Annotated in this window: 13 protein-coding genes; 7 read left to right on the top strand and 6 right to left on the bottom strand. The window is 67.3% G+C overall.

The window, feature by feature from the left end; all coding sequences use genetic code 11:
* Positions 1 to 944 (top strand): acetyl-CoA C-acyltransferase (locus N7333_RS21775; RefSeq protein ID WP_279859377.1); only part of this gene is annotated, 944 nt, incomplete at its 5' end.
* Between the two features lie 84 nt (positions 945 to 1,028).
* Positions 1,029 to 2,156, top strand: a complete 1,128-nt coding sequence (locus N7333_RS21770; RefSeq protein WP_129482328.1) for an acyl-CoA dehydrogenase family protein — start codon at positions 1,029 to 1,031, stop codon at positions 2,154 to 2,156.
* A gap of 21 nt (positions 2,157 to 2,177) precedes the next feature.
* Here the strand turns inward: N7333_RS21770 and N7333_RS21765 are convergent, their stop codons facing one another.
* The gene (locus N7333_RS21765; protein ID WP_129482329.1) at positions 2,178 to 4,262 is read right to left on the bottom strand and encodes a TonB-dependent receptor; all 2,085 of its coding nucleotides are present in this window, start codon (positions 4,260 to 4,262) and stop codon (positions 2,178 to 2,180) included.
* A 195-nt stretch (positions 4,263 to 4,457) separates the two neighbouring features.
* Here N7333_RS21765 and N7333_RS21760 point away from each other — a divergent pair, with 195 nt between their 5' ends.
* The 4 genes from N7333_RS21760 (at position 4,458) to N7333_RS21745 (ending at position 9,120) form a co-directional block, all read left to right on the top strand.
* Positions 4,458 to 5,579, top strand: a complete 1,122-nt coding sequence (locus tag N7333_RS21760) for a gluconokinase, GntK/IdnK-type (RefSeq protein ID WP_129482330.1) — start codon at positions 4,458 to 4,460, stop codon at positions 5,577 to 5,579.
* Positions 5,580 to 5,628: 49 nt separating this feature from the next.
* Entirely contained in the window at positions 5,629 to 6,906 is a 1,278-nt protein-coding gene (locus N7333_RS21755; RefSeq protein ID WP_129482331.1) for a TRAP transporter large permease subunit, read from the top strand.
* Between the two features lie 57 nt (positions 6,907 to 6,963).
* Positions 6,964 to 7,977 (top strand): TRAP transporter substrate-binding protein, encoded by a 1,014-nt coding sequence (locus tag N7333_RS21750; protein WP_003239801.1) that lies wholly within the window; start codon positions 6,964 to 6,966, stop codon positions 7,975 to 7,977.
* 123 nt (positions 7,978 to 8,100) lie between these two features.
* Entirely contained in the window at positions 8,101 to 9,120 is a 1,020-nt protein-coding gene (locus N7333_RS21745; RefSeq protein ID WP_003239803.1) for a LacI family DNA-binding transcriptional regulator, read from the top strand.
* 4 nt (positions 9,121 to 9,124) lie between these two features.
* Here the strand turns inward: N7333_RS21745 and N7333_RS21740 are convergent, their stop codons facing one another.
* The 3 genes from N7333_RS21740 to thpR form a co-directional block, all read right to left on the bottom strand.
* On the bottom strand, positions 9,125 to 10,144 hold the full coding sequence (locus N7333_RS21740) for a lipase secretion chaperone (protein WP_279859376.1): 1,020 nt from the start codon (positions 10,142 to 10,144) through the stop codon (positions 9,125 to 9,127).
* 106 nt (positions 10,145 to 10,250) lie between these two features.
* The gene (locus tag N7333_RS21735) at positions 10,251 to 11,204 is read right to left on the bottom strand and encodes a triacylglycerol lipase (RefSeq protein ID WP_279859375.1); all 954 of its coding nucleotides are present in this window, start codon (positions 11,202 to 11,204) and stop codon (positions 10,251 to 10,253) included.
* Positions 11,205 to 11,396: 192 nt separating this feature from the next.
* Positions 11,397 to 11,942: an RNA 2',3'-cyclic phosphodiesterase gene (gene thpR, locus N7333_RS21730; RefSeq protein ID WP_279859374.1), complete on the bottom strand. Its 546-nt coding sequence runs from the start codon at positions 11,940 to 11,942 to the stop codon at positions 11,397 to 11,399.
* Between the two features lie 192 nt (positions 11,943 to 12,134).
* Here thpR and N7333_RS21725 point away from each other — a divergent pair, with 192 nt between their 5' ends.
* On the top strand, positions 12,135 to 12,443 hold the full coding sequence (locus N7333_RS21725) for a hypothetical protein (RefSeq protein WP_096826353.1): 309 nt from the start codon (positions 12,135 to 12,137) through the stop codon (positions 12,441 to 12,443).
* Between the two features lie 121 nt (positions 12,444 to 12,564).
* Here N7333_RS21725 and greB read toward each other — a convergent pair whose 3' ends face one another.
* Complete coding sequence (greB, locus tag N7333_RS21720; RefSeq protein WP_012018825.1) at positions 12,565 to 13,062, bottom strand: transcription elongation factor GreB; 498 nt, start codon at positions 13,060 to 13,062, stop codon at positions 12,565 to 12,567.
* Positions 13,063 to 13,116: 54 nt separating this feature from the next.
* Positions 13,117 to 14,190, bottom strand: a 1,074-nt coding sequence (locus N7333_RS21715; RefSeq protein ID WP_347815297.1) for an FtsX-like permease family protein, incomplete at its 5' end; no start/stop codon positions are given.

Here is a 14,190-nt window from a genome sequence, read left to right as displayed (position 1 = left end):
CGCAATGCACCACGCTGAACAAGATGTGCGGTTCGGGCATGCAGGCGCTGATGCTCGGCCACGACCTGCTGCTGGCCGGTAGCGCCGAGGTGCTGGTGGCCGGCGGCATGGAGAGCATGTCCAACGCGCCGTACCTGCTACAGCGCGCCCGCGCGGGCTATCGCATGGGCCACGGCCAGGTGCTCGACCATATGTTCCTCGACGGTCTGGAAGACGCCTACGAGCGCGGCCGGCTGATGGGCACCTTCGCCGAGGACTGCGCGCAGAGCTACGGTTTCACCCGCCAGGAACAGGACGCCTACGCCCTGGAGTCGCTGCGCCGGGCGCAGCAGGCGATGGAGGCCGGCCATTTTGCCGACGAGATCGTCGCGGTCGAGGCTCCTGCCGGGCGTGAGCGGCGCCTGATCGCCACCGACGAGCAGCCACCCAAGGCCAGGCCGGAGAAGATTCCCACGCTCCAGCCGGCGTTCCGCGACGGCGGCACCGTGACCGCGGCCAACTCCAGCTCGATTTCCGACGGCGCTGCGGCCCTGCTGCTGATGCGCCAGTCCGAGGCCGAGCGGCGCGGCCTGAGTCCGCTGGCGCGTATCGTCGCCCATGCCGGCCATGCCCACGCGCCGAACCTGTTCACCACTGCGCCGGTCACCGCGATTCAGCGCGTGCTGGCACGCAGCGGCTGGAGCCTGAACGAAGTGGACCTGTACGAGATCAACGAGGCCTTCGCGGTGGTGCCCATGGTGGCCATGCGCGACCTGGAGATCCCCCACGCCAAGCTCAACGTGCACGGCGGCGCCTGCGCCCTCGGCCACCCCATCGGCGCCTCCGGCGCGCGCGTGCTGGTGACCCTGCTCAATGCCCTTAGCCAGTACGGACTCAAGCGTGGCGTGGCCTCCGTGTGCATCGGCGGCGGCGAGGCCACCGCTGTGGCTATCGAGTTGTATTGAACCGACCCGTAGGGTGCGCTGTGCGCACCGAGAGTTTCTGCCAATCCACGGTGCGCACGGCGCACCCTACGTATGGAGCCAGCCATGCTGCCCAACGAAGAACAACTACTGATCCGCGACATGGCCCGCCAGTTCGCCCAGGAACGGCTCAAGCCCTTCGCCGCCGACTGGGACCGCGAGCATCGCTTCCCAGCCGAGGCCATTGCCGAGATGGGCCAGCTGGGCTTTATGGGCATGCTGGTGCCGCAGCAATGGGGCGGCGCCGAGACCGGCCACCTGGCCTACGCCATGGCCCTGGAAGAGGTGGCGGCGGGTGATGGTGCCTGCTCCACCATCATGAGCGTGCACAACTCGGTGGGCTGCATGCCGATCCTGAAATACGGCAGCGAGGCGCAGAAACAGCGCTTTCTCCGCCCGCTGGCCGAAGGCAGCATGCTCGGCGCCTTCGCCCTGACCGAACCGCAGGCCGGCTCCGATGCCAGCGACCTGCGCACCCGCGCGCGGCGCGACGGCGGGCACTACGTGCTGAGCGGCGCCAAGCAGTTCATCACCTCCGGCAGCCACGCCGGCATGGTCATCGTCTTCGCCGTCACCGACCCAGGGGCCGGCAAGAAGGGCATCAGCGCCTTTATCGTACCCACCGACACGCCGGGGTTCTCGGTGGTGCGGGTGGAGGACAAGCTCGGCCAGCATGCCTCGGACACCTGCCAGATCCAGCTCGACGAGGTGCGCATCCCGGCCGAGCTGCGTCTGGGCGAGGAGGGCGAGGGTTACCGCATCGCCCTGGCCAACCTGGAAGGCGGGCGCATCGGCATAGCCGCGCAATCGGTAGGTATGGCCCGCGCCGCGTTCGAGGCGGCGCGCGACTACGCCCACGAGCGGGTCACCTTCGGCAAGCCGATCATCGAGCACCAGGCGGTGGCCTTCCGCCTGGCCGACATGGCCACCCAGATCGCCGTGGCGCGGCAGATGGTGCACCACGCCGCCAGCCTGCGCGAAGCCGGCCTGCCATGCCTGACCGAGGCCTCGATGGCCAAGCTGTTCGCCTCGGAGATGGCAGAGCGGGTCTGCTCCGCGGCGATCCAGACCCTCGGCGGCTACGGCTACCTCAAGGACTTCCCGGTCGAGCGCATTTACCGCGACGTGCGCGTGTGCCAGATCTACGAAGGCACCAGCGACGTGCAGCGGATGGTGATTGCGCGCGGTTTGTAGGCGCCCCCTACGGCAATCGCCTCAATCGAACCGGTACTGCACCCCCGCGCCGATATACCAGGCGCGCTCCGGCCCCGGCTCGTAATAGCGGCCGTTGCTCTCGCCGACTATCACCGAGCCGATGTATTCGCGGTCCAGCAGGTTGTCGATGCGTAGCACCTGATTGAAGGTCAGGGCACCGAGCGTTTGCTCGAAGCGCGCCTGCCAGTTGAACAGGGCGTAACTGGGCGCGGCCTTGTCGGCGTTGCTGTCCTCGACATACAGCTTGCTGCGGTACAGCCCTTCGAGGGCGGTGCTGAAGCCCTCGCGCGGCTGCCAGGCCAGTTCGCCATACAGGGTGCTGGCGGGGATGCCGGGCAGGCGATTGCCCGCCTCGATCAGCCGACCGCCGCTGGTGAAGTCCTGGCTGTAGGCGGCGTCGATGCGGGTGTAGGCGAGGGTGGCGCGCAGGGTTTCGCTGAGCTGACTTTCCATTGCCAGCTCCACGCCGCGGCGGCGGGTCTGTGCGGCGTTCTGAAAGCGCGTGCGGCCGCCGCTGGCGGATGCCACCACCAGCTCGTCGTCGGTATCGATCTGAAACAGCGCTAGCTGCAGGCTGGTGGCCTCGGCCAGACGGGCCTTGAGGCCGATTTCCAGCTGTTTGCTGGTGGCTGGTTGCAGGTCGAAGCCGAAACCGCCGCCGGCGCCCGAGTAGGACAGCTCGTTGAGCGTCGGTGTCTCCAGGCCCTTGCCCCAACTCGCGTAGAGGTTCAGCTCGGGCAGCAGCGCGTAGCTGGCGCCCAGGGTCGGGGTCAGCTCGCGGTAGGTGACCGAGCCGCTGTCGTCGCCATTGCTCAGGAAGCGGTCGTCCACCTCGAACTTCACCTGGTTATGGCGCAGGCCGGCCTGCAGGTCGAGCTTGCCCAACTGCCAGGCAGCCTGCAGGTAGGGTGACAGGCTGCTGACTTCGTTGCGCTCGTCACGGCGCAGATTGCCTTTCACGCCCAGGGTGCTGCCGACGAAGTTCTCGTAGCCCTGGCGGTCGTCGCGCGACTGGTCGTAATCCAGGCCGGCGGTCAGGGTCAGCAGGCTGGCGCCCAGGTCGAAGGGCTGGATCCAGCGGTTGCCGATGCCATGGAAGCGCCGCTCGAAATCGATCACCCCGCCGGAATGGGACGGGTTGGCCTGCACCGCCACCGGGATCGACTGGTACTGAATCACCCGCCGTGTGCCGCTGTAGACCGTGCTCTGCCAGGTGCCGGCGGCGAAGCTGCGCTCGTAGTTGAGGGCCAGCTGCTGGTGATCGACCGTCTTGCGCGTATCGAACGCCACAGCGCTGGGGGCGGCGGCGCGGCGGTCGTCCTGCACCTGCTGCCAGGTCAGGCCCTGCGGGTCCTGGGTGTCGTTCTGGTCGAGCTGGCTGAAGCTCAGGCTGAGCTTGCTGGCATCGTCCGGATACAGGGTGAGCTTGGCGAAGGTCTTGTCGAGGATGGCGCCGCTGTGGTCGCGATAGCCGTCGGTCTCGAAGTGCGAGCGGTTGAGGATAAAGCCCGCCTGGTCATTGCCGCCTTCAGCCGCCACACGGGTGCGGCTGGTGCCGAAAGCCGCCTGCGAGGTGTCGAGCGACACCCTCGGCGCGCCCTCGCCATCGCGCGAGAACAGCTGGATCACCCCGCCGGAGTTGCTGCCGTAGACGCTGGCGAAGGGGCCGCGCAGCACCTCGATGCGCTCCAGGCTGTCCAGATCGAAGGTCGCCGCCTGGCCCTGGCCGTCGGGGTTGGACAGCGGCACGCCATCGGCCAGCAGCTTGATACCGCGAATGCCGAAGGCCGAGCGGGCGCCGAAGCCACGCGAGGACACCTGCAGATCCTGCGCGTAGTTCTGCCGGTTCTGCACCACCAGGCCGGGCACGCTGCCGAGCGCCTCGGACAGATTGACCCCCGGCTTGCCCAGAGTGGCCTGCTCGGCATCGATGCGGTTGACCGAAAAGGGCAGGCGCCAGCCGCTTGCCTGATAGCGGCTGCCAGTAACCACCAGCGGCTCGGCCTGATAGCTGGCGTTCTCGGCCTGCGCGGCCAGCGGTAGCAGCAGGGCGGGCAGCCAGACGCGGGGGCTCGGCCGATGCATAAGCGAAACATCTCCTTGGGTGCAGGCAGGCGATCTTGACCTTGTCCATTGGTTACGGACCAGCACTTGACCATGGCAGATGCGGGAAATGCTCTACCAAATGTTGCCGGTGCGGGGTTGTCGAACGATTTGGATAGCGCTAACATCCGGCGCAAACAATGAGCGGCACCACATCGATGGTGTCCTGGAGTTTCCATGCAGCAACAGCCTTTCACCCTGCCTGCCCGCGCCACCCTGGTGGTCATGGGCGTCAGCGGCTCCGGCAAGAGCGAAATCAGCCAGGCGGTGGCCGCCACCCTCGGCTGGCGCCATATCGAAGCCGACCACTTCCATCCTCCTGCAAACGTCGAGCGCATGCGCGCCGGCATTCCCCTGAGCGACGATGACCGCAGCCACTGGCTGGACGCCCTGTGCGAGCAGATGCTCGCTGCACAGGCGGCGGGCGAGGGCTTCGTGCTGGCCTGCTCGGCGCTCAAGCGCGTCTACCGTGAGCGTCTGCGCGCGGCGGTGCCAGGGCTGCAGTTCGTCCATCTGCAGATCGACCATGCCACCGCGCTGCAGCGGGTCGGCGCGCGCCCCGGACACTTCATGCCCACCTCACTGGTCGACAGCCAGTTCGCCACCCTCGAAACGCCGGCCGGCGAGCCGCATGTCTGCGTGCTGAATGCGGCCGACAGCCGCGAGTCGCTGCTGGAGCAGATCCGTGCCTGGCTGTGTCGCGATCTGCCGGAGGCTGTTTCGGTGGAGGAGGACGTTGCTGCCATGCCCGAAATTGATAGCGCTAACCAGGGGCCGCAACTGGGCGCCGAGCCGATTTACGAAGGGCGCCTGGCGCGCCTGTTCGATCGCCTCACCGACGGCCTGATGGCCGTTCTGATGGCATTCATGGTGGTGGCAGTGTTTGCCAACGTGGTGCTGCGCTACGCCTTTGGCACCGGCTGGCCGGGCGCCGAGGAGCTGTCGCGGCTGGCCTTCGTCTGGCTGGTGTTCGTCGGCGTGGCCTCGAGCATGCGCCGCGGCGAGCTGATGACCTTCCGCATGATCCGCGACCGCTTTCCGCAACTGGCGCAGCGCCTAGTGGATTCGCTGAGCTGGCTGCTGGTGGCCGGCGCCAGCCTGCTGTCGGCCTGGGGCGCGTGGATGCAGGTGCAGTACGGCTGGGGCAACCACAGCACGGTGGTCGGCTATCCCGTGGTGCTGGCCATGCTGCCGGTGCTGGCGAGCATGGCGGTGCTGGCGATTCTCGCGGTGGTGCAGCTGGTCAATCTCTGGCGGCACGCGCCGCAGGCAAGGCTGACGCAGGCGCAGGTCGAATGATGCTGTCTGATTTCCAACAATACGGGCACTGCCCAGCGAGGACCTGCCGATGACCGTCGCCGTCTTCCTTACATCCCTGCTGGGGTTCATGGCCTTCGGCATGCCCATCGCCTTCGCCCTGATCCTCACCGCCGCCGTGCTGATGTGGTACCTGGATTTCTGGGACGTGCAGCTGCTGGCGCAGAACCTGCTCGCCGGCGCCGACAGCTTCCCGCTGCTGGCCGTGCCTTTCTTCATCCTCGCCGGCGAGCTGATGAACGCCGGCGGCATCTCGCGGCGCATCATCGCTATGGCCCAGGCCTATTTCGGCCATCTACGCGGCGGCCTCGGTTACGTCGCCATTGCCGCCGCGGTGTTGCTGGCGAGCATGTCCGGCTCGGCGCTGGCCGACACCGCGGCGCTGGCCACCCTGTTGCTGCCGATGATGCGTCAGCGCGGCTATCCGCTGCATTCCTCGGCCGGCCTGGTGGCCGCTGGCGGCATCATCGCGCCGATCATCCCGCCGTCGATGCCCTTCGTGATCTATGGCGTGGTCACCAATACCTCGATCAGCCAGCTGTTCATGGCCGGTCTGGTGCCGGGGCTGATCATGGGTGCCGGGCTGATCGTCGCCTGGACCCTGATCGCCCGCGGCTTCACCGAGCCGACGCCGCCCAAGGCCAGCGCCGCCGAGCGTCGCCGGGTACTGGTCGATGGCGTGGCGGCGCTGATGCTGCCGGTGATCATCGTCGGCGGCCTGCGCTTCGGCATCTTCACCCCGACCGAGGCGGCCGTGGTCGCCGCGGTCTATGCCCTGGCGGTGTCGACCCTGTTGTACCGCGAGCTGAGCTGGACGGACCTGATCGAGACCCTGACCCGCGCCAGCCGCACCACCGCCTCGGTGATGTTCCTCTGCGCCGCGGCAACGGTGTCGGCCTACATGATCACCCTGGCCCAGCTGCCGGACGAGATCGGCTCCATGCTCGGGCCGCTGGCCGAGCACCCGCGCCTGCTGGTGCTGGCGATCATGCTGCTGATGATCGCGGTGGGCATGGTGCTGGACCTGACCCCGACCATCCTGATCCTCGCCCCGGTGCTGGCGCCGATCGCCATCAAGGCCGGGGTCGACCCGGTGTACTTCGGCGTGATGTTCGTGCTGATCGGCTCCATCGGCCTGATCACGCCGCCGGTGGGCACCGTGCTCAACGTGGTCGGCGGTATCGGCAAGCTGCGCATGGAGGTCCTGGTGCGCGGGGTGATGCCGTTCTTCCTGATCTACCTGGGCATCGTCGTCCTGCTGATAGCGTTTCCGTCCATCGTTACCGTGCCGCTGGCCTGGTTGCGCTGAGTTGACCCACCGGCGCGGGTGCGCCGGCTTTCTTCACAACAATAAGAGGTAGTCCCGATGAAACGTCCGCTGCTCGCCATCCTCACCGCTGCCATGCTGTGCAGCCCACTCGCCGCCGTCAGCGTTCACGCCGACGAAGTCCGTTCGCGGATGATCCGCTTCGGCTACGGCCTTAACGAGAACAGCAACCAGGGCCGCGCGGCCAAGCTGTTCGCCGAGGAGGTGGCCAAGGCCTCTGACGGCAAACTCAAGGTGCGCACCTTCGGCGCTGCCAGCCTGGGGTCGGACGACCAGATGCAGAGCGCGCTGATCGGCGGTGCCCAGGAAATGATGGTCGGCTCCACCGCGACGCTGGTCGGCATCACCAAGGAAATGGCGGTGTGGGATACGCCTTTCCTGTTCAGCAGCGCCGAACAGGCCGACGCCGTGCTCGACGGCCCGGTCGGCCGCCAGGTGATGGACAAGCTGGAGGAGAAGGGCCTGGTCGGCCTGGTGTACTGGGAGAACGGTTTCCGCAACCTGACCAACAACACCCGGCCGATCACCAGGCTGGAGGACTTCTCCGGGGTCAAGCTGCGCGTGATGCCCAACCCGGTGTTTCTCGACACCTTCAAGCTGATGGGCGCCAACGCCGTGCCGCTGCCGTTCTCCGAGCTGTTCACCGCGCTGGAGACCAAGGCCGTGGACGGTCAGGAGAACCCGTTCAACACCATCCTTTCCTCGAAGTTCTACGAGGTGCAGAAGTACCTGACCGTGACCAACCACGTGTACAGCCCGTGGATCGTCACCGTGTCCAAGCGCTGGTGGGACGGCCTGTCGCAGACCGAGCAGAACATTCTCATGGAGGCCGCGAAGAAGGCGCGTGACTTCGAGCGCCAGGACACCCGCGAGGAAGCCGCCCGCGCGCTGGCCGAGCTGAAGGACAAGGGCATGCAGATCAACGAGGTGGACCCCGCCGAAGTGCAGCGCATGCGCGAGCAGGCCGCGCCGGCGATCCAGAAGGTGGTCGACACGGTCGGCCAGCAGCTGTTCGATCAGGTGCAGGCCGAGGCTGAGAAGGCCGCCCTTTAAGTTTCGCGGGGCACGCAGGCGGTGCCGCTCCTTGCATGGTGGCGGTACCCCGGGCGGCGTGCCCCGCGCTTTATTCGTCGTCCAGGCTGCTAGAATCGCGGCCTGGTCTTTCCTGGAGGCGCTATGAGTCAACGTCGTCGCCGTTCCGCCGAACGCGTCACCCTGTCGGATGTGGCCAAGGCTGCCGGCTGCTCGCTGATGTCCGCCTCGCGCGCGCTGTCGCAGCCGGGCAGGGTCTCCGACGCCCTGCGCGAGCAGGTGATGCGCGCCGCCCAGGCGCTCGGCTACGTGCCCAATCCGGCGGCGCGGGCGCTGGCCAGTTCGCGCTCGAACCTGGTGGCGGTGGTGATTCCCTCGCTGTCCAACTCGGTGTTCGTCGACACCGTCGAGGCCATCCAGCGGGTGCTGATGCCGGCCGGCTTCGAAATGATGATCGGCGTCAGCCATTACCGGGTCGAGGAAGACGAGCGCCTGCTGCGCTCCTACCTGGCGCACCAGCCGGCGGGTCTGCTGGTCACCGGCTTCGAGCGCAGCGACGCGGCGCGCGAGATTCTCGGCGCCAGCACCTGTCCGCTGGTGACGCTGATGGAGCTGAGCGACGAACCCGAGGACTACTGCGTCGGTTTCTCCCAGGTCGAGGCGGGTGCCGCCATGACCCGCGCCCTGGTGCAGCGCGGCTATCGCCACATCGCCTTTGCCGCTGCCCAGCTCGACCCGCGCACCCTGCAGCGCGCCGAAGGCTATCGCCAGGTGATGCGTTACCTGGGTCGCCACGATCCGGCGCTGGAGCTGCTCACTCCCGAGCTGTCGTCCATCGGCCTGGGCGCTGAGCTGCTCGACCGCCTGCTGGCGCAGCAGCCGCAGATCGATGCGGTGTTCTTCAACAACGACGACCTGGCCATGGGCGCGCTGTTCCGCGCCCGTCAGCTGGGCCTCGAGGTGCCGGGGCGGCTGGCCATCGCCGGTTTCAACGACCTGCCTGCGGCGGCCTGGATGCATCCGGCGCTGAGCACGGTGCGTACCACGCGCGGACGCATCGGCGAGCTGGCGGCGAACATGCTGCTGGCACTGATGCGCGGCGAGACGCCGGAGCAGCACTGCATCGATGTCGGCTTCGAGCTGGTGATGCGCGACAGCGCCTGAAACGCTACTGACGGTTGGTGGCGGCCAGTTGCTCGGCCGCATCCAGGCGCAGACGCTCGCGCTCGTCGAAGCGCTCGGCGGCCAGCGCCTCGATGGCGGCGCGTTTGTCGCCGCTGCTGAGGCCCGTGTTGGCCTCGATGTCTGCCTTGGCGGCGAGATAGTCATCCAGCCTTTTCTGCCAGCTCTGTCGCTGCTGATCCAGCGCTTCCAACCGCGTGGTGGCTTCTGCGCCCACCAGTTGCTGACGCAGCTGGCGGATCTGCGCCGCACTGGCGCCTTGTGCCTGCAGCCGCGCGGTGTGCTGGCGCAGCTCCTGCTGCAGCTGCGGCAGGACCATGTCCTGCATCTCCTCCGGCAGCGAGGCGCGCAGACGGTCCACGGCCAGGCCTTTTTCGTCGTCGCTCAGCCTGGCGTCATGCTGGATGGCCAGGCGCTCCAGGGTGAAGCGGTTGTAGCCTTCCTCGCGAGCGAAGAAGGCCTGGTGGGTTTCGCTGTCGAACAGCCGTGCGCGCAGGGCCTGTACCGCGGCTTCACGCTGGCGCAGGGCATCCAGGCTGGCCAGCTGCGGCAGGTCGCGCTCCAGCAGCACCAGCTCGCGTTTGTAGGCCAGGTACTGATCGAGCAGGGCCTGCGCGCGGGCGCGTGCTGGCTCGGCCAGCTGGCTGTCGATATAGCCACGCAGACGCCCGATGCTGGCCTGCAGGCTTTCCTCGCCGATGCTGGCGAGGAAGTAGTCGAAGATGCGGCGAATGTCCTCGCTGACGATCAGATTGCCGTCGGCGTCGACGCGAAAGCTGCCATCGACCTGGGTGCCGGCGAAGGAACTGGGCAGCGCAAGCTTCCTGCTCACTTTCTCGGGGACGGGGACTACCGACGCAGCGCCCTGGTCGATCGATGTCGGCGATACGACGGTGGTCACGGCAGCAGGACTGAAGCGATCAGGCAGATGCCCGGGCTCGAGGTAGAGCATCAGCGCCAGGCAGACGGCGAACAGCAGAGGCAGGGCAAACAGGGCTTTGTTCACGGCAGGTTCCAATAAAGCGTCGGATCGGGATTGCTCCCGATCCGAAGCGGGGCTGTAGGGTGCGCCGCGCGCACCGCCAGCGTTGGCGCACCCTACGAGTGGCGTTCTAGAGCCCGGCGTTTTTCAGGCGGTTGGCATGCTGACGATAAACGGTGACCGGATCGGTCTCGAACAGGCTGGTCAGCCCCAGGGTCTGGTTGACCTCGTCGAGATGGTTCATCCGGTAGTTGTCGCGGATCACCTGACCCATGCGCGAACTGCAGCGACCGACCAGGCCGTCGTTGGCTTCGCTGCCGAAGGTCAGCGACGAGGCGCCCATCAGCAGGTCGCTGGGGTCGAGCACGTTGGTCAGCGGGCTGGTGCCGCTCCAGGAGTAGTAGCGCACGCCGTTCACACTGTAGGCACCTTCGCCGCAGGCGCTGGTGGGAATGCCTTGCGGGAACTTGGCGTTGAAGCGTGCGGCGCCCTCGCTGTTGAGCGATTCCAGCGAGCCCAGGGCGTTCTGCGGGGTAGTGCTGGAGCTGCCGGAGAGGAAGTTGATCAGCGCGCCGAGGCCGTTGACGATGCCCACCAGCACCGGGGTGGCGACCGGGCCGGCGGGGCCGTCGCTGATGCCCTTGAGGAAGTCGGCGGTGGCCGAACCCTTGTGCGGCGCACCGACGCTGGTGACCGAGGCGACCAGGTCCGGACGCACGGCAGCGACGTAGCGAGTGGTGGGGCCGCCGTGGCTGTGGCCGATCAGGTTGACCTTGCCTTTGCCGCTGATGGCGACGATGTCCTCGACCTGCCGCAGCAACTGTTCGCCGCGCGCTTCGGAGGTGTCCAACTGGCTGACTTCGGTGACGTAGACGCTGGCGCCGTCACGACGCAGAGCGGCGGGAACGCCGTACCAGTAATCGACGCCGAGAATGCTGTCGAAACCGAGCATGCCGTGGCCGAGGACGATGGGGTACTTGGTCTGGGTATAGCCGGATGAGCCGAACCAGAAAGCCTGGGTCTGGCCGCTGGCGAGCAGGCCGGTACCGAGGCAGAGGGCGAGCAGTGTCTTGTTCTTCTTCATGGGCGCTCTCGATGGGTTTGCTGAGGCAGTCGATGCGTCCTGCAAAAAAATCGCGCCCATCCCGAGGCACGTACGGCGCAAGGACAATGGCAGGAAACATGCCAGCGCGGATCTCTCGCGACCAAGCCCTCTATCCCGGCGTTTTTCGGGAAATCGCCCCGTTTTGAAAGGGATATCGCCGAGGCTTCGCTGTTACGGGGCGCTACGCCCGGCTGGGGTCGCAGGCCGCAACGGCCACTGCCCGAGCTGGCGATAGCGGGTGCCCCGGCCATCGTTTTCCGAACAAAACAGGGCGAAATGGCGCAGCGGCCAATCGAAGGTTGGGGCCGGGCAGTTTGGTTGGTGCGGGTAGTGGCGCGCCAGGGTCAGGTGGGGGCGGAAGGCGCGCTCTTCCAACACGAAGCCGGCCGCCAGCAGACGTGCATGCAGCTGCTGCTGCAGTCGTTCCAGCGCTTGCGGCACCTGACTGGGCGCCAGATGCAGCAGGCCGCCGCGCCACAGGCCGAGGCGATCCAGCTGCAGGGTGCAGCGCTCACCCTGTATCTCGGCTGCCAGGGCCAGCAGCGGCGCCACGCAACTGGCCGGGTGCGAACCGAGAAAGGCCAGGGTCAGATGCAGGTTATGCACGGCCACCGCCTTGCCTGCGCCAAGGGCGTCGGCACGCCAGGCGCAGATCGCCGCGGCCAGGTGCGGCGGACAGGGCAGGGCGAAGAACAGACGCAGCGGGTCGGTGGTCATGGCATCTCGCTATTGGGGCGTGCCTTGACAGTATTGCGCGGGCTTCTCTAGGATGCGCGCTGCGCCGATTTAAACAGCTACTTGCGGGGCGCCACAGGGTGTTGCTTTCAGCACCTGAAATTCCGCTAAAGCGCTGGTTCGGTGTCGCCTCTCACCGCTTCCCAGCGGGATTTCCGAGGCGGAGACTCGACCATGATCTGTCCCCAACCCCTGATTCGTCTGGCCCCCATCACTTCGGGTCTGCTGCTGCGCAATCCGCGCGTGCTGCTTGGCGGTAGCCACCAGCCCACCCTGCTGCGTTATCTCGAAGGCTGGCCCAAGCGCTGGGCCGGGCCGCGCACCTTCCGTATCCAGTTCGTGCAGAACGGCGAGTCGCTGGCCCGTTTCGCCCGCGACAGTTTCGATCTGGCGGTGATTCAGGCGCCCAGCGCCGACGACCTGGCCGAAACGGTCGCCGAACTGGTGCGCGTGGCGCGGCAAGGATTGATTACCCGGCGGTAGGGTGGGGCGGCGATGACTCGTAGGGTGCGCCGTGCGCACCAAAAATATCCCTTGGTCGCTGGCGTACAGCGAGTACCAGCGGTGCGCACGGCGCACCCTACGCATTAAGCGCCGACTCCCCTCAGGGATACTCGATCTCGACGATGTAGCAGGTCTTCTCGCCGCTCGGGCTGTGCACCCGCACTTCGGCGTCCAGCGGCTTGCCCACCAGGGCGCGAGCCAGCGGCGAATCGATGCTGATCAGGCCCTGTTTCAGATCCAGCTCGTCCGGGCCGACGATGCGATAGCGCGACTGTTCGCCGTCTTCATCCTCGATGGTGACCCAGGCGCCGAAGTACACCTTGTTCGGGTCCGAGGGCCTGTCGCTGACTACCTTGAGCTTTTCCAGACGCTTGGTGAGAAAGCGCACGCGGCTGTCGATCTCGCGCAGCATCTTCTTGCCGTAGGTGTATTCGGCGTTCTCCGAGCGATCGCCCTGGGCGGCGGCCTCGCTGACGGACTGGGTCACCTGCGGCCGGCGCACGTGCCACAGTTCGTGCAGCTCGGCGCGCAGGCGCGCCTCGCCTTCGGGGGTGATCAGCGGGGTGCCCGCGGGGCGAGGAGGACGGTAGCGGCTCATGATGTCTCGGGTGGCTGGGTGGGGCGCCAGTCTAGCAAACCCCACCTCGGCATCTCAGCCCTCGCGCAGCACGCTCAGCGGACTGACGTTGAGCGCACGGCGGGTGCCGAGCACGCCGGCGCCGCCTACCAGCAAGGCGCCGATCAGCGGCAGCAGGAGCAGCCAGGGATGTGGCTGCCAGCTCATGTCGAAGGCATAGCGATAGAGCAGGAAGCTCACCAGTTCGCAGCCCAGCGCGGCGAGCAGGCCGGCGGCGGCGCCGAGCAGGCCGAACTCGGCGCGGCGGGCGTTGATCAGCAGGCGGCGCTCGGCGCCGAGAGCACGCAGCAGAGCGCCCTGGCGGATGCGTTCGTCGAGCGTGGCCTGCAGCCCCGCCAGCAACACGGTGATGCCGGCGGCGAGCACGAACAGCAGCACGTATTCGATGGCCAGGGTGACCTGGGCCAGGATGCTGCGTAGCTGCGCCAGCAGGGCATCGACCTGCAGCAGGGTGACGCTGGGGAAGGCGCGGCTGAGGGTGATCAGCTCGGCATCCTGGCCTGGCGGCAGATAGAAGCTGGTCAGGTAGGTGGCGGGCAGATCCTGCAAGGTCTGCGGCTCGAAGATCATGTAGAAGTTGGGCTGGAAGCTGTCCCAGTCGACCTGGCGCAGGCTGCTAACCTGCGCTTCGCGCTCCACGCCGCCGACGTTGAAGCGTAGACGGTCGCCCAGTTTCAACTGCAGGCTCTCGGCCAGCTCCGCCTCCACCGAAACGCCTGGCAGCTCGCTGGCATGTGCCGCGCCCCACCAGCGGCCACTGGTGATCTGGTTGTCGGCGGGCAGCTGCTCGGCCCAGGTCAGGCTCAGGTCGCGCTGGATCGCCCGCTCGCCGCGGCTCTCCTTGCTCACCAGCTGGCGCACCGGCTCGTCGTTGATCGTCACCAGTCGTCCCGGTACCACCGGGTACAGCGGCGCCGGATGCGGAGAGAGTTCGGCCAGGCGTGCGGCGAAGGCGTCGCGCTCTGCAGGCAATACGTTGAGGGCGAAGTGATTGGGCGCATCCTCCGGCAACTGGTCCTGCCAGGTGTCGAGCAGTTCGCCACGCAGCAGGGCGATCAGCGCCATGGCCAGCAGGATCAGGCCGAAGGC

Source organism: Pseudomonas sp. GD04158, assembly GCF_029834875.1.
GTDB lineage: Bacteria > Pseudomonadota > Gammaproteobacteria > Pseudomonadales > Pseudomonadaceae > Aquipseudomonas > Aquipseudomonas hydrolytica.
This window is presented reverse-complemented; position numbering and strand designations above follow the sequence as displayed.